Annotated in this window: 12 protein-coding genes; 2 read left to right on the plus strand and 10 right to left on the minus strand. The window is 48.9% G+C overall.

Annotation, left to right across the window (positions count from 1 at the left end; translation table 11 throughout):
- Entirely contained in the window at nucleotides 1-1,389 is a 1,389-nt protein-coding gene (locus tag R4537_RS05200) for an SLC13 family permease (RefSeq protein WP_001081270.1), read from the minus strand.
- A gap of 313 nt (nucleotides 1,390-1,702) precedes the next feature.
- Here R4537_RS05200 and R4537_RS05205 point away from each other — a divergent pair, with 313 nt between their 5' ends.
- Nucleotides 1,703-2,659, plus strand: a complete 957-nt coding sequence (locus tag R4537_RS05205; protein WP_071179465.1) for an AEC family transporter — start codon at nucleotides 1,703-1,705, stop codon at nucleotides 2,657-2,659.
- A gap of 130 nt (nucleotides 2,660-2,789) precedes the next feature.
- Nucleotides 2,790-3,815, plus strand: a complete 1,026-nt coding sequence (locus tag R4537_RS05210) for an acyltransferase (RefSeq protein ID WP_071179466.1) — start codon at nucleotides 2,790-2,792, stop codon at nucleotides 3,813-3,815.
- Between the two features lie 172 nt (nucleotides 3,816-3,987).
- Here R4537_RS05210 and R4537_RS05215 read toward each other — a convergent pair whose 3' ends face one another.
- The 9 genes from R4537_RS05215 to R4537_RS05255 all read right to left on the minus strand — a co-directional run bounded on the left by R4537_RS05215 (nucleotide 3,988) and on the right by R4537_RS05255 (nucleotide 19,618).
- Nucleotides 3,988-4,389, minus strand: coding sequence for an MAPEG family protein (locus tag R4537_RS05215; protein WP_000258882.1), 402 nt, complete (start codon nucleotides 4,387-4,389; stop codon nucleotides 3,988-3,990).
- Between the two features lie 102 nt (nucleotides 4,390-4,491).
- The gene (locus R4537_RS05220; RefSeq protein ID WP_071179467.1) at nucleotides 4,492-5,220 is read right to left on the minus strand and encodes a hypothetical protein; all 729 of its coding nucleotides are present in this window, start codon (nucleotides 5,218-5,220) and stop codon (nucleotides 4,492-4,494) included.
- The gene (locus tag R4537_RS05225; RefSeq protein WP_071179468.1) at nucleotides 5,221-8,481 is read right to left on the minus strand and encodes a T6SS effector BTH_I2691 family protein; all 3,261 of its coding nucleotides are present in this window, start codon (nucleotides 8,479-8,481) and stop codon (nucleotides 5,221-5,223) included.
- Complete coding sequence (gene vasW, locus R4537_RS05230; protein WP_071179469.1) at nucleotides 8,478-9,365, minus strand: type VI secretion system accessory protein VasW; 888 nt, start codon at nucleotides 9,363-9,365, stop codon at nucleotides 8,478-8,480. Before vasW ends, R4537_RS05225 begins: the two co-directional genes overlap by 4 nt.
- Entirely contained in the window at nucleotides 9,365-11,449 is a 2,085-nt protein-coding gene (locus R4537_RS05235; RefSeq protein WP_338952776.1) for a type VI secretion system Vgr family protein, read from the minus strand. Before R4537_RS05235 ends, vasW begins: the two co-directional genes overlap by 1 nt.
- A 127-nt stretch (nucleotides 11,450-11,576) precedes the next feature.
- Nucleotides 11,577-12,095, minus strand: coding sequence for a type VI secretion system effector Hcp-2 (gene hcp-2 / locus R4537_RS05240; RefSeq protein ID WP_071179114.1), 519 nt, complete (start codon nucleotides 12,093-12,095; stop codon nucleotides 11,577-11,579).
- Nucleotides 12,096-12,489: 394 nt separating this feature from the next.
- Nucleotides 12,490-14,679, minus strand: coding sequence for a 1,4-alpha-glucan branching protein GlgB (gene glgB, locus R4537_RS05245; RefSeq protein WP_071178898.1), 2,190 nt, complete (start codon nucleotides 14,677-14,679; stop codon nucleotides 12,490-12,492).
- Nucleotides 14,680-14,898: 219 nt separating this feature from the next.
- On the minus strand, nucleotides 14,899-17,079 hold the full coding sequence (gene malQ / locus R4537_RS05250) for a 4-alpha-glucanotransferase (RefSeq protein WP_071178899.1): 2,181 nt from the start codon (nucleotides 17,077-17,079) through the stop codon (nucleotides 14,899-14,901).
- Between the two features lie 85 nt (nucleotides 17,080-17,164).
- Entirely contained in the window at nucleotides 17,165-19,618 is a 2,454-nt protein-coding gene (locus tag R4537_RS05255) for a glycogen/starch/alpha-glucan phosphorylase (RefSeq protein WP_071178900.1), read from the minus strand.
- Nucleotides 19,619-19,634 lie beyond the last annotated feature (16 nt).

Consider the following 19,634-nt stretch of genomic DNA (forward strand, 5'->3'; position numbering starts at 1 on the left):
TTACTGCCAAAATAGCATCGCAATCGCGGTGAGCAGCCCAATACATGCAATATTGAGATAAAGCCCAACGCGCATCATCTCGCTCTGCTTGATATGACCGGAGGCAAACACAATAGCATTCGGCGGGGTTGCCACTGGCAGCATAAAGGCGCAAGAGGCCGCAACCGCAATCAATACCGACAAGAGCACTGGTGACATGCCAAACGCTTCAGCCACGGTGGCAAATACAGGGATCAGCAGAGCCGCACTAGCGGTGTTACTCGCAAACTCAGTTAAAAACACCACAAAGGTCGCCACGACTAGAATCACCACGAAGATCCCCATATGGGAAACCATATCGCTCAGAGCGTTGGCTAAAAATACACTGGTTCCGGTCTGTTTCAGCACATTACTCAAACACAGGCCGCCACCAAACAGCAGCAATACGCCCCAATCAGCGGTTTTCTGGATCTCTTTCCAATGCACAACACGTGCAAAGCTGAGCATTAAAATCGCTCCTAGCGCCACCAGCGTATCAAAGCTTTTGAAACCACCCAGTGCAGCGTTAATTGGGCTACTGAAAATCCATAAAAATACGGTTAAACCAAAGATACCAAGGGTAACGACTTTACCTTTGTCCCAATTGACCGGAGCACGGTCCAATTCAAACGTGCCATTGAGTGTCGGCTTTAACAGGAAGTAAAGGATTGCAATCGCCATTGGCAACATCATCATCGCCGTCGGTAAACCAAACTTCATCCAGTCAGTAAACGAGAGGCCGACCTCAGCCGCCGCAATCGCATTCGGAGGACTACCAACCAGAGTCGCGATACCGCCAATACTTGCGCTGTAAGCGACGCCCAACAGAACAAACACGTAAGTGCTGCGTTGTTTATCTGCATCGACTTTACTCAATACCCCCAACACGAGAGGCAACATCATGGCGGCTGTGGCGGTATTACTGATCCACATCGAGAGCAGCGCGGTCACACCAAACAGCATAAACACCGCCACACTCATTTTGCCTTGCGCCATTGCGAGGACTTTATCGGCAATCACTTTATCCAGTCCTTGATGGTGCATGGCTGCTGCCAGTGCAAAACCACCTAAAAATAGGAAAATGATCGAGTTGGCAAAGTTATTCAGCGCCGCTTGGGTTTCGAAAATACCGAAAAAAACTGCCATCACGGGGACAAGAATCGCGGTGACCGTCACGTGCAGCGCTTCGGTTAACCAAAGCACCGCAATGAAGGCGAGCATACTGATCCCCAACACCACATTGTGTTCAAAGGGGAGAAAATGGTAGAGCGCGAGAAAGAGTGCAACATCCGCCAAAACAATCAGGCTGTTACGATGAAGGAACCATTCTCGGGTATTGGTGGGCAAAGGGACACTATCGTTTCTGTTCATTATTATTTTCCTTATGAGGGCCTTTAGGCGACGCCATGATCCCACAGATTTAAACAGAAAAGATAATTATCATTGCAAAATTGTTAAGCTTATCAAAAGCGCGATTACAAATTTAACATATTGAAATTATTTGAAATTCATTGTTGGAACACTTTGCAATCAGGAAAGTTATACAAGCGTTTAAAACTTATTCACCACTTGGATGCTAGATGCACAAAAATCGCTCACTGAGAATTGCCGCAAATTCCAATTTGTCTTCACCGCGATCTGTGGAAGAATGCAAAGCTTGCGAGCGTATATCCAAAGGATTGATATGACAGACATCATTGCTCAACTACAGTTTTCCGCCACCATCACAGGCCCCATCTGCCTTATGCTCGGTTTGGGGGTGCTTTTTAAACGGATTAACCTGATCAATGAGAATTTTATTGAAGTCGCGTCGCGGATTGTTTTTCAGGTCACTCTTCCAGCGATGCTGTTTTTGAGCATCGTCAGTTCAAAGCACGATTTTTCCTCAAGCACTTCCTTAGTGGTATACAGCTTAATTGCCAATATGCTGTTTTTTCTCTTCACTCTCTTTAGCACTCGAAAACTGATCGACAGACCTCATGATTGGGGAGTCATCACGCAAGGTGGTTTTCGAGCCAACACCGCGATTATTGGATTGGCTTATGTTGCCAACACTTATGGCAACGCGGGGGTCGCCCTTGCGGCTATCTACGTCGCCTCGACCACGATTTTGTTCAACATTCAGGCGGTGATTGCTCTCACACCACGTGGAGAAAGTAATGGTTGGCAAGCGGGAAAATTGATGTTTAAAACACTCACCAAAAACCCGTTAATCATCTCGATTGTGCTTGGTTTTCTATGTTATCTCGCCAGTGTACCGATCCCTAAAATTGTCACTGATGCTGGCCACTACTTTGCCAATATGACCTTGCCACTGGCCCTACTTTGTACGGGCGGCTCGCTGAATCTCAACTCGTTGAAAGACGATCGCCATTCTGCCTGGTTTGCGACCGGTTATAAGCTAATTCTCTCACCTTTACTGATTACCGGTGGCGCTTGGCTACTTGGCTTTCGAGGCTTAGATCTCGGCCTACTCTTTTTGATGACCTCCGCGCCCACAGCAGCAGCCAGTTATGTGATGGCAAGAGCCATGGGTGGAAATGCGACACTGGCAGCCAATATTATCGCCCTGACCACTGTGTTTTCACTCTTTACCTGTACGCTTGGTATTTTCCTGCTTTCTAGTTTTAGTGTGATCTAATCACCACAGATGAGTACTGGATCGCAAATTGGCGATCTCCTTTTTTGACAGCAAAAAAAGGCGATGGAAATCAAAAGAATGACCATTTGATTAACGTAATGTCGGCCTTTTCATTTTGCCGAGTGTCGTTATGCCTAATCATCCGAAAATCGCCAGCCTTGAGCTTGGGCGAGTGATCGCCATGCTGGCCATTATTGCTTTGCATTGCCAACTGTTTACCACTTATTGGTACACCAATGAAGAACCATGGGTGGCCTACTTATTTAACCAATCCACCCGTTTTGCTGTTCCACTGTTTTTCCTTATTTCGGGCTATTTGCTCCAACCCAAACTCAGCCAGAACCCAATGCAAACCTTGCGTAATTACTGCTCACCATTACTGAGGATATGGGTGATTTGGAGTGTGATTAGCTTGTTGATGCCTTTTAATCTTGAAGTAGTGGCTAATCAAGGCTATCTCGCTGAGCGTTCAGGTTATTGGGGATTTTTGCTGCAACACCCGCTTAACTCACTATTTGAAGGCGGACTGGTACACCTTTGGTTTTTACCTGCACTGATGATTGCGGTTGCCATCATGGCACTGCTGATCCGCCAACAAAAAACACACTGGATGCTACCGTTTGCCATCGGGTTATACCTCTACGGTGAATTTGCAGGAAGCAGCGCCGTCGTCACTGGCATGAGTGCGCCCATCTATACACGTAACGGCCCATTTTTCAGCACTTTGTTTGTCGTGGTCGGTTATCTGATTCGTGAAAGGCACATCCTGTGGCAATCGCGCTCTGCGTTGTTATTGGCGATGCTGGGAATGGCTTTTCACTTCATCGAAGCCTATGGCTTACATCAACACGGGCAGGTGTTTAACACCAATGATTATCTGTTTGGCACCGCTTTGTGGGCAATTGGGCTGTTTCTTTTCCTACTCGCCAAACCCGATCTAGGCCGAAAGCCTTGGGTATTTTCACTATCACAAAGCATCCTCGGCTTTTACGTCAGTCACTTGTTAGTGGTGATCATGATGATGAACCTTGCCAGATTTTTAGGGCTTACTGGATTAGAAAAAGACACACTGGTTCTATTTGGCACTTTGCTCACCACTTATCTACTCGTGAAAGGCTTAGAACGTACACCACTTAAGCACCTGTTATTTCGATAGCAATAAACGTGCAACCGCAAAGGGAGCGAACGCTCCCTTTACTGTTTACCGGAAATAGTACTTATCCCCAAACAACTTGGAGTTGCAGGTAGGCGGCAAATGAGTTCATCCCCATGAGCATAGACAAACTCTGTGATTGGGGTGAACGAGCGAAGCCAACACCGCTGCAGCTTCAAGTAGGAAGGGGATAGAAGAACTTGCTATAAGGCAATACCCATAGGTTTAACACCATCAGTACCGCTAAGCAGCCAAAAGTGAGCTGCATACCGCGCACACGATTAGGAATGGTGGCTTTAAACATCGAATCAGCGTGTAACACCCGCCCTACCACAAAGGCCACGCCGAGTGCGTGAATCCACCATACATTAACGCCATTCATTTCAGCTAAACCGAGTAGGATTAGGAAAATGGGAATGTATTCCGTCGCATTACTCTGCGCACTGCGCGCCCGGACTAAGGCATCCACACCACCATCGGCAAACAGCACCTGATGTTTACGCCGCTGACGAATCACCTGTACGGCTAAATAAATCAACCAGCCGCACAGCACGACGGCATATCCTGTTGTGACCATAATCTATCCTTATTTCTTATTGGCTTGACACGATGAGTGTAAGTGCAAATCAGAGAAAAACAAAAGCGCCGCAATGCGGCGCCGAGCGTAAGTGGTTCTGAGCTATTCCTCTTTCAGCTCTTGATGATATTTACGATGCTCAAATTGATCATTAACCCGCTGTAGCGGACAATAATCGATATTATTGTGCACATTTTTTATTAACGCCATAACGCGGGTTTTCTCATCAAATGAATTAAAATAAACTTTCCCTATAAATATAAATATTGGGTCTCTCACTAATTCTGTATTAAAGATCAGCATCTTTTCTTTGATGGGATCAAAAACAATCAATTGCTCGGCAAAGTAAAACTCGTTCTGATGTACCGTTGGACGAAAATTAGTTAAACCAAAAGCCAACAGGGCAAAACCGCCTGCACCAACAAACGCTAACGGGCCAACGACGGCTAAGGCTAACAAACAGACCGCAATCCCCACCCAAGCAAAACCACGCACAAAAGTGTAGGCCGCATCTGGGATCACTTCTTGATCCGTATAATGAATCCCAGCTTTCGTTAAACTGTAGCAATAACGGTGGTCGGGCATAAAAAGATATCTCACCGCGGCCATGCCCGCTGCGCCAAAGCTGATAAAGCCCCAAAACTCTGTGCTGTTAAAAGCAATATCCCCAAACAAAAGAAACAGTGAGGGAAGCAAAAAACCAGCAAAAATAGCGCAAAACCAGCGAGCCATATTACTGATGTCTCCTGTTGTACACTCCCACTGATGGATCACCTCACTACTGTGCAAATTTTGCTTTAACAACTCTAACTCTTGTTTATCAATTAACATTTAACCCTTTCCTACAACGAGATTTCTTGTGGCAATATCATTCGCCTCTGCAGATTGTAAATCCAATTCTCCGGCGTGAGTTCCGCGGGCGCAAAATTTGAGACGCTGTACCTGGACCCAGCGCAGGGGCAGTTCAACGCAAACTCCGACAGTATCCTTCTCACTGCCACCCAGTGTAATACGATACACTGGCTGATTATCTTCAATACTCCATTTGCCCTGTTGTTCATTGATGAGTATTGGTGTTACCGCCTCTCTTTGCCGTTGATAATATGCCGGCTGCGCTGGCAAACGGGTGATTTGTAAGCCTATCGTCTGCCCCTTAAGATAATCGGGTAACGTGAGTTCTAACTGCCATTGTAAAGAACCTGAATCCATCCATTGCGCTGCTTTACGTTGCGTAACTTGACTCAACCGAAGACTCGGACGATGGAGAAGGCGCTCTAACTCGGTCAATTCTTGGCCCACTGCCCAATGAGCACTCTCTTTTCCCCACGTCGATTTTGATAACCAGATTTCTAACTCTGAGCGTTTAAACACATTGGTCAAAATCACCCCGATCAAATAGACAATACCAATCACAGCAAAACCGGTGAGCATCCAGCCAGCATTGATGGCAGCAATTGATGAGAAACCTAAGATGTTCTGTGTCAACCTCATTGTTTGAGCAACAAAAATCAGCATTTGTGCACCTGTCGCTCCACCTTTTAATAAATAGCCTAAGCGCTCAAGCTCGGTTTTACTGCTGTCATTAAACTTACCCCAGCTTTCCCATGCCTCTAACCCGCTGGCAATCATGCCCACGGTAGCCACCAAAGCGATCGATTTAGAAAAAGTTTTTAGGGCATCTTTGGCTTTAAGACTGGATGTCTCACCTAAGACTTCTTTAAGAGAAAGTGCTAAAAGTTGCTTATTACTGGTTATCGTCTTCCAAGCGCGCCCCGCACTGATGGCACCAGCGGCCACAATGGTATAGCCAGTGGCATAAATGGCTTCGCCCAACGCCGGATTCTTCGAAGGATCCCAACTGGGGTATTGTGCGACCTTATAGCGGATGTTCTCCAAAACCGCCATGGTATTCCATAGGTTCAGCGCAAACAGCAAGCCCCCTAATCCTCCCAGTTTCTGACTCACCGACGCGCTACTGGTTTTGACGTTTTTCGATAGCGCGCTCAGTTTCTCATTTACCGACTGCTGAAAAGTGTTCATCGCCGCTTGGTTTTTGAGCGTCAGCATCATCGGCAGTTCACTACTGAGTAATTGCCCTAGCTTACGTTGTGCGGATTGCGCGGTCGCAATTTGATGGTTTTTCGGACTCACATTACCGGGTTTGAGTTCCAGAGCATCATTCATCTCTTGCAAAATGGCATTCAGCTTAGTCTCAAATTGCTTAAGCTCAGCCGCATATTTGGGATTATGTTGCAACACCGCCTCTTCTCGAACTAGGCTTTCCACCAACAGTAAACGAAGGTTAGCCAGCAAACTGGGCGTCCCTCCTTTAGGCTGGTTCTGATAAGGAAACAGCAACTCCATCACCGCTTGCCAACTCTCTTTGGCTTGATTGGCGACCGCTTTTTGCAGTGCACTAAAACTCGATTGAACGGGTTCAATCCATTTCTTAAACCATGCTTTCTCCTGAATACGTCCATCCCCCGTGAACGTATCCCAGTTAGCGATTGCAGTCGAAAACGCAACCATATCACTAGGACTACTTGTAGAGAGAAAAGCGGTGCTAAACCCTTGGATATGGTTGTTAATGGCTTGATTTGCCTGCAGGGAAAAGCCGGTTGACGCGAGGGCCATGAGGTTTTTCGGTGAATCAAAACTGAGATCTTTTTTTAGGATCTCAAGCGATTTTTCATCATGATTGACTTGCGTAACCACCACTAAAAATTGGCTAGTTAATGCTAACAAATACGCTTGCTGAACCTCATCTTGGTTATCCATACCAAACAGAAGCGGGTCAAGGCCGAGCTGGTTGAAGGCAGACATAAACTGCGCATAGTGTTGTTTAATCTGTTCATCCAATCCTTTGAGCTCGGTGTAATGCTCCACCAAAAAGTTATCTAAATCCGCCCAACGCACTTCATCAATAAAGCTGTTGTCTTTTTTGCGCCACTTGCGCATCTGAGCACTGGTGGGTTCAAAGCGATAGAGTGTTTTCAATTCCGCCAGTTTCTGCTCCGCTTGCTGCTGCATGAAGGCATAGTTTCCCGATGGGGAATGCCCTTCACTGGCTAAATGATGAGATTCGATTTCGGCCAATTTTGCCTTAGCACAATATTCAGTAATGGCTCTTTCTAGCTCTAAAATACGGATCGGATCTTGTTTTACAAAATCGGGAATTTCTTTTTCTTCAAGACGAATTCGGCCTAATGTGCGTGTCAGCTCTGCCATCTGCATTTTATGCTGTTGCGTTTCATCACCAACCGCTTTAGTTCGCTTTGCTACTTGGGTAGTAAAAGTAACAAATAAATCTGACACGTCCGCTAAAGGGTCATTCAGCGCCACAAATAAACCGCAGTTTTGCTCCGGCAAATCTTGCAGATAATCTTTGCTGCTTACCACCGCTTTGTCGGCAACGAATTTGAATTCCGTACCTTTCACCGCTTCTTCACTTTTCTCTACTGGTAATGAAGGGGTACAGGTATCTTTAAAAATATCCTGCTCTGCTGGCGTCCCGATGTCCGCCACATAGTCTTCAAGATACTGAGCAAAATGCGCATGAGGGTGAGTACCATTGGACTCAAACTGTTTAAGGCTCACTTTACGCATCACAGCATGACGGCTGCTGGTATTGGAGCGCATATGCTCACACACTCGCCACGTCCATCGTTGATGCGCATAACCGATAGAGAGCGTGTGCTGGGCGGGATAGAGTAAACAGCTTTTGCTTTCACCTTTCGAACCGCGCTCGTGAGTGGGTTTGTTTGCCTCATCATCAGACCAATCAATTTTGGTCAACTTGCAGCCAACGACTTCATATTCGTGCAGTGTTTTTGCTGTTTCATCATAGACATAGAGCCAGCCATCACGCAGTTGCCTTAAAGTGTAACTGCGCTGCTTGATAGAGAATTGACCTTTCCACTGTCGATCCGCTTTGGGTAAAGGGTGTAATGCTTGACCTTGATCATCATAAACATCAAAGGCGTAACGAACAGGAATTATCCCTATTAACGGCTGTTTAAAAGGACATGCACTGGCGGGATTTTGCGCATCATTGGTCTGTCCTGTTTTCGCAGCTTGATTGGGATTACTCATCCTTGTACCTCCTGTGATGATTGTGAATGTTGATAAGCCAGCTCTGCGGCAGCTTCAATGCGTTGCGAAGGCGTACGACTTGAAGCCTGATGCAACAAAGGATCAATCTCGGGATACTTCCCTTTTTCAAGAGCATCAACACCTAAAAACCCCAACACATTAAAAAACAGCATTAAATCTCGCTCACTGCTAAAGCCCTGCTGGTAAGCCCATTGAGCATGACGATGAAATAGTTCAGGGTCAGACTGCCACTGCTGCGCTAAATCCGGGAACCACTGCTGCACATGCCGCTCGACCGTTTCTAAGGTATTAAGCCATGTGATGTTGCCAAGCCGTTGCCACTGCTCATCGGTTAACTTGAATCGCACAGGAGTGTCTTGAGTCTCCGTCAGTTCTGGTCGTTGCACATATTGCCAACCTTGACGTGTCGGCAACCAAGCTCGATTGATCACTTTCCACAGCGGTTGGCATTGGGTACTCAAAAGTACATAAGCGCATTCACTGTTCGCCATTTTAAGAAACACCGTTGAACCATAAGGGGACTCCACTTGGATCAAACGACGCAGTTGTTCAGCAATCTCTTCAATAGAGTCTAAAGAAGCAAAAAAGAACCCAGCTAACCCTTGATTCTGCTCAAGGAACCAGGTTTTAACCGTATCCGTTGCTAACACGAGATAAGGAGACACCTCTTTAAGCTGCTCAAAAGGCGGAAAAAGGTACAAAGGCTCCAAAACCAATTCACCCGATAGACGATACAAGGCTTGTGCTAGATGGCTGATTTGAGCACCATCAACCAAAAGGTAAAGCCTTTCTTGTGTATCCATTTCCATCTCTGGAACCGAGCTCACCCAGTTATGCACGACAAAGGAATTTGTTGAACGCATTAATTTCCCTTGGCCTCTTCACACACTTCACACACAGGTGCAGGACCTTTGAGTGCTTCAATTTGTCGCGCCTTAAGTAAAGGCGACATAGACTGCTGAGTGGGAGTTACCGCCGCTAGCTCAATCTCTTGCGGCGTTTTAGCTTTATCCACCCCTTGTGGCAACTCGGCCATTTTACCGCCATAGCCTGAGCCACTGCCTGCGCTGCCGCCAGAGTTGAGGTTAATAGCAGAGCCGACGACGTGCACACCGCCAGCATCGACTTTAATAAAACTACCGCCGGCTTTGATGGTGAGCTCGTTGCCTGCTTCCAAGACCAGTTTATTACCCGCTTTAAGGTGAACCTCAGTACCCGCATCGTAAATCGCTTTGCTGCCGATTTTTTGCTGCAATGAACCGCCGATTTCGCTGCTGCTGTCGAGTTTGACGAGCGTACGGCTTTCTCCCTCCACCGTCAGGTGTTGGTTGTGCTTAATCTCGGTGAACTGGTCGTTTTCAACGGTCAGGTGTTGGTCGTGACGAATGACCGTGGTGTGGTCGTTTTCAATCAAACCATCGAAGTCTTTCTGCGCATGCAGGTAGATTTGCTCTTTGCCTGCTTGGTCTTCAAAACTGAGCTCGTTAAAGCCCTCCCCTTGGTGCGTCTCGGTGCGCAGCACAGTTTTGGTTTTATGCTCAGGCAGGGTATACGGCGGTGTGTTGGTCGCATGATAGGTGCGGCCAGTGATAATCGGTTGGTCAGGGTCACCGTTTAAAAACTCTACAATCACTTCATGACCGATGCGCGGAATGGCGATAAAGCCGTATTGGCTGCCTGCCCAACCTTGTGACACCCGTACCCAACAGGAGCTTTGCTCGTTACCGTTCGAGTAGCGGTCCCACGGGAAATGGATTTTCACCCGCCCGTGTTCATCACAGAAGATTTCTTCGCCTTCAGGACCGACGACCGTGGCTATCATTGGACCATCAACTTGCGGTTTGGGTTGTGGCTCAGCGCGCCAGTGAAGATGCCCCGGAATTAAGCTGAACTGATTACTGTAGGTCGTTGCACCACTGCCGCCCTCTTCTTGTAACGCTTGCGGCTGCTCACCTTGGTGGTTAATCGACACCACCACCCAATCGCGGTTCATCGCGGGGTCAAGGTGCTCTTGTAGGTCAAACTTATAGCCAGCACGCAGCAGCGGCTCGTTACTCTGCCCTGTTGCAGTATGGGCATGGCGGCGCAGGTAGTCTAAACGGATTTGGCTAAAGGCGGCGCCGTTCACATCGTCTTTGTAGCGCCCCGGCGCATCAAAATGTTGGTAGCGGGTTTGCTGATAGCCAAGCTCTGTGCCTTGTACGGTATGCAAGAAGGAGTACGCCGGTTTTTTGAAGCTGTAGTCTTTGAGCTGAACTTCGCTCACTTCTGCTTGGGTGCGATAGGTTAAGCCGTGGATATACGGCGTATCCATCGTACCGCCCGCTAAGGCGTTGTACGGGATGGGCTCCGGCAGTTTGCTTAAGCTGTCACTGGCATCACTGAAATAGAGGGTATGTTTGCCCGCTTCATGGACAAAGCTGTACACCAAGCCTTCTTCAGCGGCGAGGCGGTGCAGAAAGTCGATGTCGCTTTCGCGGTACTGCACACAAAACTCACGCTGCACGCAATCACGCTTGAGCGCAAAAGCGTAATCGTGGATGCCCATTTCTTGCAGCAAGATAGAGAGAATTTCAGGGACGGTTTGCTTTTGAAAGATGCGGCTGTTGTGGCGCAAGGATAAGCGCTCTAAGGCAGGCACTAAAGTGAGTTCGTAGAAGGTGTGGTGATGGCCGATATCGCCTTGGCTGAAAGCACGTACAATGCCGTGCACGCGCTGCACCAACTGTGAATTACGGTAAAGCTTGAGCTCCGCACGCTTATCGACCATCTGCTCAGCAGTCAGATTGGATGCCCGACTCGCCAGTTGCACTTGATAGCGAAACCCGTAACAGGCTTGCCCTAAAAAAACACTGTTAGAGAGTGACTCCTGCCCGTGGAAGCCTCTGACCACCAGAGTCTCATCTTCCAGCCCTTCCACCTCAATGCTGTACGCTAATGTCGCCATCCTGCCTTTCCTTCCCCTACATTAAAAATGGCAAAACCTTAAACCCACAATACCGCGCCAAACGATACTCTGGGTTTAAGGTTCACAGCCGCCCACCCGAAGGTGAGCGACATACTCGCAGCGTAAATTACGCTTCGATTGGCTTACGCCAGTCATCCGCACCTGAAGTACCCGCGTTAACGTGGTCCCAAGTGATTTTGCGGTAAGACAGAGACACAGTCACATTCTGAGTAAAGTCAGATTTTGCTGGGTCTTGGCAGTGTGGCATTTCACAGTGGATATCGATGATAGACGCGTTTTCCAGCTTAGTGGTGAAGAAGTTTTCTTGTTTGCCTTCGATAGAAGTACGGTACCACTTCAGCTCAACCGACTTCAGCTTCTCACCTGAAGAGAGCGCGTTGTACAGCAGAGGAACTGCTTTGTTCAGCGCCACAGTGAATTTGAATGGCTTGTGCACACGTTGGCCTGAAGGCTGACCAGATTGTGGGTCAGTCGGTACAGTCACAACGTGGTCAAACTGCTGAACCAGCATCTCATCTTCGTGGCCTTCAACGAATGAATCGCCGATAGAGTCAGCAGTACATGCACCTGCAGTGATAAGACCCTGAGTTTGGCCTTCGATAGAGATATAACATGGAGTTGGCATGGCTATTTCCTTTCAATAAATCATTTTTAAGTCAATGAATGAGTTAACGCGCTCTGCGCACCGTCGCGATACAAAGAGCAAGTGGGATGCCAACTTTCACACTATTTAAAATCAATAAGTTATAGAAACAACCCCATCAACAAAGCAAAAAGCTGCCCAACGCTGAGCAAGATCTTGCTTGGCGGGCAAAAAGTCACGAGTTTAGGAAGCAGAGATCTTTGGCAAAGATCCCGTATTCAGAAAGATCAACTCACCACTTAGCGCTGCAGGTAAAAGATCATGAGTAGGGCATCAACAAAAAAACCGCCGCAGCGGTTTTTTTCATAAGGTATACCCAAACTACTTGCCGTTGCCGCTCCAAGTAGGAAAGGTATATAACGACAAACGGGAAGAGCTACTTCGCACTCCATTGATAAAATAGCGTCGCGAGCGGCGGCACACTCAATAGCAGCGATTGATCCAGACCTTCACTGCTGATCGCTTCAGTGCTCACATCCTGCAATACCCGATAATCACTGCCGTTGTACTGCTTAGCATCGGTATTGAGCAACAAGCGGTACTTCCCTGTTTTAGGAACGCCTAAGCGAAATGCCTGCTGTGGAACAGGCGTGAAGTTGGTGATCACTAACACACGGTTGCCGGCTTCATCCATCCGTTCATGGGCGATCACGCTGAGATCGGCATTATCTTGTAAGCGCCATTCGAAGCCACGCGGATCGCAATCAAGCTGATGCAACGCGGTTTGGGCTTGGTACAGATGGTTCAAATCGCGCACCAAACGCTGGATCCCGGCATGGCGCTCAAATTGCGTTAAGAACCACTGCAACTGACCATCGTGATCCCACTCCGCAGTCTGTCCTAACTCGGTACCCATAAAGTTGAGTTTTTTGCCCGGCTGACCATACATATAACCCAAGTAGGCGCGTAAGTTGGCGGTTTGCTGCCACTCATCACCCGGCATTTTGTACATAAGTGAGCGCTTACCATACACCACTTCATCGTGTGATAAAGAGAGCACATAGTTTTCACTAAACGCGTAAATCAGCGGGAAAGTCAGGGTATTGTGGTGGTATTTGCGATGCACCGGATCCTCTTTGATATACGACAAGCTATCGTGCATCCAGCCCATGTTCCACTTAAAACCAAACCCGAGGCCGCCCATAAAGGTCGGGGCAGAAACGCCAGGAAACGCAGTCGACTCTTCGGCAATCGTCATCGCATTCGGGAAGTGTTTGTACACCTCCTCGTTCATCCATTTGAAGGTAGCAATCGCATCGTAGTTTTCGCGTCCACCATCAACATTCGGGATCCATTGATCATGGCTACGCGAATAATCGAGATAGAGCATCGATGCGACCGCATCAACGCGAATGCCATCGATATGGAACATCTCAAACCAATACAGCGCATTAGCGACTAAGAAACGGCGCACATGCTCGCGACCAAGATCGTAGATGTAAGAGTTCCAGTCTTGGTGCCAACCGCGACGTGGATCCGGATCATGGAATAAGGGCGTGCCATCAAAATTGGCCAGACCGTGAGAATCCGACGGGAAGTGCGCAGGCACCCAATCGAGCACCACACCAATCCCCGCTTGGTGGCACAAATCGACAAAATATTTGAAATCATCTGGCGAGCCGTAACGGCTAGTAGGCGCAAACAGACCAACCGGTTGATAGCCCCAAGAACCATAAAATGGGTGCTCAGCGACAGGCATTAACTCAACATGGGTATAACCCATCTCAACCAGATAAGGCACCAATTGATCGGCCAATTCACGATAATTGAGGAATTCACCGTTTTCGCCTCGCTTCCATGAGCCAACGTGCAGCTCATAAAACGAGAGCGCTTGTTTACGCTTTTCAGTCACAGGGCGCTGCTGCCAAGCCGTATCTTGCCACTGATAACGACGGTGATCATAAGTCACAGAAGCAAAAGAAGGGTATTGCTCAGCATAAAAACCCCACGGATCCGCTTTATGCGGCAGACCTTCTCCATGTGGGCCTTTCAGCTCAAATTTGTATTGCGTGCCTTCCGGCAAGCCGGGGATAAAAATTCCCCAAATACCGTAATCGAGACGCTGCATCGGATGGCGACGCCCATCCCAATGGTTAAACGCACCAATCAAACTGCACGCCGCAGCGTGAGGGGCATACACCAGAAAACGTACGCCAGAGACCATTTTTCCATCACGCTCTAGGGTGACAAACTGCGCCCCCATATGGTGATACATCTGCTTTGGCGTATGCAGATCTTCATATTCAGCGTAGAGGCCGTGATATTGATACGGATCATCGAGTAACTGCTCGGTACCCGCCCAATCGACAGCCAATTGGTAGCGGGTAAAACGCAGATTACGGCCATCTTTTAGCACAAAGCCGCCCTCGCCTTCACGCTCTAACGCCACACGAGCTTGTCCTTCAACCACCAACGCGACGTTGTCAGCACCCGGCATCCACACTCGCAGCGCACCTTGTTCAGCGGGAATGTAAGGGCCTAGAAATGAAAAGGGATCAGCAAACGCTGCACGCGCCAACTGATCATAAAATTGTTGAACCTTGGATGATTTTTTTGTGATCTTCAAACCTGACTCCTAACCTAACTAGCGAATATCCCCTTCCGGCTTAAAGATCGGCGTGTTAGCGCCTCTTCAAGTTCTTTGGGTATAGTTATTTGGGTATAACAGAAAGCCCGCAAAGCGCGGGCAAAGCGTGTGTCCATCTTACCGGACTTCTTAAGGAGGAAAGAGTGACCAACCCTCAACTTCTTTCGGTCATAGTTAAGAAATTGGTCACTGAGTTCCTTATTGGCTGGCTTTGCTGCGTACTTCGGTCAGGCGTGCCGCAATGCGGTTCACTTCTTCGCGCGCAAAAATCTCGTCCAGATTCATCGATAACTTACGTCGCCAGTTCGGGTATTCGTTGACCGTTCCGGGAATATTGACCGGCTTATCCATCTCTAGCCAATCTTCCAACTGCACGCTCAGTAACGCGGAAGAACCTGCCGCCACATGCAGTTGCAGTGCTTCACTCAAGTAGGAATCCATCGGAACCTGAGTCGCATTACGTCCAACACCATCCGGCAGATAGCCGTGCCACGCCACCGAATCGAGAATGCCCTGTTTGGATTTCAAGCGAGAGTCAAACAAACCTTGCAGCTGCTCTTCATCGGGATAGAGGCCAATCTCACGTCCCATTTTAAGATCATCACAGTGCCAGAAGCCGCGCAGGGTTGGCATGTCATGAGTACAGAGTGCCGCCATGGATTGCTCTGCGTAATGCCCCGGAGAAACGTAACCGCCGTCTTCCTTCGACGTTTCGAAGAAGAAGACTTTGTACGAATGTACGCCTGCATCGCGCAGCAGCTCAACGATTTCATCCGGTACGGTTCCCAGATCTTCGCCAATCACGCTGCACTGGTGACGGTGAGATTCGAGCGCCAAAATCGCCAACATATCTTTGACTGGATAGTAGATGTACGCACCTTTCGTCGCGTTTTCACCTTTAGGTACCCACCACAAACGCAGCAAACCCAGTACATGGTCGATACGTAGTGCGCCGCAATGCTTCATATTGGCACGCAGCAGCTTGATGTACGCATCGTATGCGGTAGCTTGCAGCACCTGTGGATTAAGCGGCGGCAAGCCCCAGTTTTGCCCCAAAGGCCCAAGAATATCGGGTGGTGCGCCAATACTCACGTCTTGCAATAAATTTCCATGATCCGCCCAAGTTTCACTACCAGAATCAGCGACGCCAACGGCGAGATCGCGGTATAAGCCAACCGCCATGCCTTTTTCTTCAGCCAGTGATTGCACTTCGTGGATCTGTGTATCGGCAATCCACTGTAAGTACATGTAGATGTGCACCGCATCTTGATGATCTTCAATAAATTTTTGTACCGAACCATTATCAAAACGGCGATATTTCTCTGGGAAAACAGGCCAGCCCCACACCGATGCATCTTGTGCATGTAGTTCGGCATGCAGCGCATCAAACGCCGCTTGATGCAGCAAGCTTTCTCCGCCCTCTTCCACAAACTTTAAGAACGCGTGTGCGCGATCGGTCTGCTTATCCAGATGACGTTTTTTAAATTCGGCAAACAGCAGGGGTAAGACGCTCATTTTAAGCTCAGCCACTTCGCTGTAGTTTACCCAATGGGCATCACGCACTTTTTGTAGGCGCTGCTGGAACTCTGGACTACCCACTTTTTGCTGCGCTTCGGCGCTGAGGGCAAATTCAGGTACTGAGCTCACATCAATGTACAGAATGTTGAGCCAACGGCGAGAGGATGGGCTGTACGGGCTTGCGCCCTCTGGGTTGGCTGGAAACAGCGCATGGATCGGGTTTAAACCAACAAAATCGCCGCCGCGTGATGCAATATCCGCCACGAGCTGTTTCAAATCACCAAAGTCTCCCATGCCCCAGTTGTGCTGGGTACGCAGGGTATAAAGTTGAACGCTCGGTCCCCACAGCTTTTTGCCTTGTGCCAAGGCTGGTTGCTTGTAGCAAGCTTGTGGCGTCACAATAAGTGCCATTTCGTAAGGTGCTTTACGACGCTTACGGGCAATCAATAAGGTGTGATAACCCAAAGGCAGATCGTTAGGCAGAGCAAACACCAGTGGACCGCCTTCGGCACGTTCATCACGTACAATTTGTGATTGCAGATAGCCTTCCAGCACCTCGCCTTGCTCAGTCTGCAAGCGCCAATCAAATTCGCTTTCGCGCGCACTCACGCCAAGGTAGAGCGGGACTTCGATCGCCGAACCTTGATGTACAACGAGTACTGGATCCACCACATCTTTTTTGTGTTTCTTCTCTGCCGATTGCAGCAAAGCTTCATCGCTGCTGGTGTCATAGCCAAGAGACGCCAAAAGACGACGGATCGTGTCGTCTTCCACTTGAGCTTCGCTGCCCCACGCGCTGACGTATCGATCGGCAATTTTTGCCATTGCAGCGACTTGTTTTAATGCATTGTCTTGATTCATCGCTCTCTCCGAAGGGACTGCTTTCCCCTTCCGTGTAGGGTATGTAAAAAAGGTGAGCCAGAGGGGTCTGACTCACCAAAGGGGCTTAACGCTGTACAGCGCTCAGTTTCCAAATGTTATTCACGTAATCACGGATACTACGATCTGAGCTGAATTTGCCCACTAAAGCGGTGTTAAGAATGGCTTTCTTCGCCCAGCCCGCTTGGTCACGATACTGTTTATCGATCGCTTCATGCGCTTTCACGTAAGAGGCGAAATCTGCCAGCACCAAATACGGGTCGCCGCCATCGAGCAAGCTATCATAGGTCGCGCGCAGTTTGCCCGGAGCACCCGGCGTAAACTCTTCACCCACCAGCAGATCCAGCGATGCTTTGAGGAGCGGATCGGCATGATAGAAATCGTATGGGTTGTAGCCACGCGCTTTCAGTGCTTCTACGCCATCCACTTCCAAACCGAAGATATAGATGTTGTCATCGCCCACTTCTTCACGAATTTCGACGTTCGCGCCGTCCATGGTACCTATGGTTAGAGCACCGTTGAGCGCCATCTTCATGTTGCCAGTACCGGATGCTTCTTTACCTGCGGTTGAGATCTGCTCAGACACATCTGCCGCTGGAATGATGATTTCGGCCATGCTGACGCGATAGTCAGGGATGAATACCACTTTCAGTTTGTTGCCAACCCGCGGATCGTTGTTCACTTTCTGCGCGATCATGTTGATGGCGTAGATGATCTCTTTCGCCAAGTGGTAGCCCGGCGCCGCTTTTGCCGCGAAGAACACCACACGTGGATGCATGTCAAAGCTTGGATCATTGATGAGGCGGTGATAGAGCGACAAAATATGCAGCATATTGAGATGCTGACGCTTGTACTCATGCAGACGTTTGATCTGCACATCAAAAATCGCATTGGTATCGAGCTCGATGCCCATGTGATCTTTCACCCACTCAGCCAGACGCGCTTTGTTGGCTTTTTTCACTTCCATAAAGCGTTTTTGGAACGCCGCATCTTCCGCGTACTGCGCCACTTTGGTCAGTTGATCCAGCTTCGCAGGCCACTCATGGCCAATCTTCTCTGAAATCAGCGCCGACAAACCTGGGTTACAGAACTTCAGCCAGCGACGTGGAGTGATACCGTTAGTCACGTTCTGGATTTTGCCCGGATAGAGCTCAACAAATTCAGGGAATAGGTCACGCTTGACCAATTCTGAGTGCAGCGCCGCTACGCCGTTCACCGCATAAGAGCCGACCACACACAGGTTGGCCATGCGCACCATGCGGTGGAAACCTTCTTCGATGATCGAGAGCTTTTGCTGTTTCGCGACATCACCCGGCCATTTGGCACGCACTTGTTGCAAGAAACGGTGGTTGATCTCGTAGATGATCTCCATGTGACGTGGCAGCAGGCGTTGGATCAGTGACTCGCTCCACGTTTCCAGCGCTTCTGGCAGCAGAGTGTGGTTGGTGTAAGCAAAAGTGTGTGAACAGATCGCCCACGCCGCTTCCCACGACATCAGCTTTTCATCGATCAGAATGCGCATCAGCTCAGGAATCGCGATGGTTGGGTGCGTATCGTTAAGCTGAATGGTTTCGTATTTCGGCAGATCTGCCAACGCGTGCCCTGCCGCCTCATGGCGACGCAGAATATCGCGCACCGACGCTGCACTGTGGAAATACTGCTGCATCAAACGCAGGGTTTTGCCTTTTTCGTGGTTGTCATTCGGATACAGGACTTTGGTGATGTTACCAGCATCGATCAGCGCGTGCTGCGCTTCAAAGTAGTTACCGTTATTGAAGCTTTCTAGCGAGAAAGGTGCGATTGCGCGACACTCCCACAAACGCAGCGGGTAAACCGTATCACTTTGGTAGCCAACAATCGGCAGATCCCACGGCATCGCTTGCACCAGCATGCCCGGTACCCAACGACGACGCTCTTTGCCATTTTCATTGACGACTTCAACGTGGCCGTAAAAGCCAATCTCCTGCTTCAGCTCAGGACGCGCCACTTCCCATGGGTAGCCTTCGACTCCACACCATGCATCCGGCGCTTCTTTTTGACGACCTTCTTCAAAAGACTGTTTAAACAAACCATATTCGTAATGCAGACCGTAACCCACGGTCGGGTATTCTTGCGCCGCGCAAGAGTCCATAAAACAGGCGGCAAGACGGCCTAAACCACCGTTGCCTAGAGAAGGGTCTCGCTCTTCTTCCAGCAAGTCGCTCAGGTTCTGGCCAAGCTCATCCATCGCTTGTGCAACCGCTTCATACACGCCCATGCTGATCAAGTTGTTGCCCGTTAAGCGGCCAATCAAAAACTCCAGCGATAGGTAGTTCAAGCTTTTGCTATTGAGGATGCGTTCATCCTGTTCGGTTTCCAGCAAATCAAACGTGGTAAATTCAGCAAGGGCACGTCCCATCGCCAAATACCAAGCACGCGCCGAAGCGTGCTCTACTGTTGTGGCATAAGTCGCGGTCAAATGACGCTTTATGTTTTCTTGGAACAACTTCTTGTCAAACTGTTTCTGTTGAGTAGGTTTCATTGTGAACTCTCACTGT

This window comes from Vibrio paracholerae, assembly GCF_037672085.1.
GTDB lineage: Bacteria > Pseudomonadota > Gammaproteobacteria > Enterobacterales > Vibrionaceae > Vibrio > Vibrio cholerae.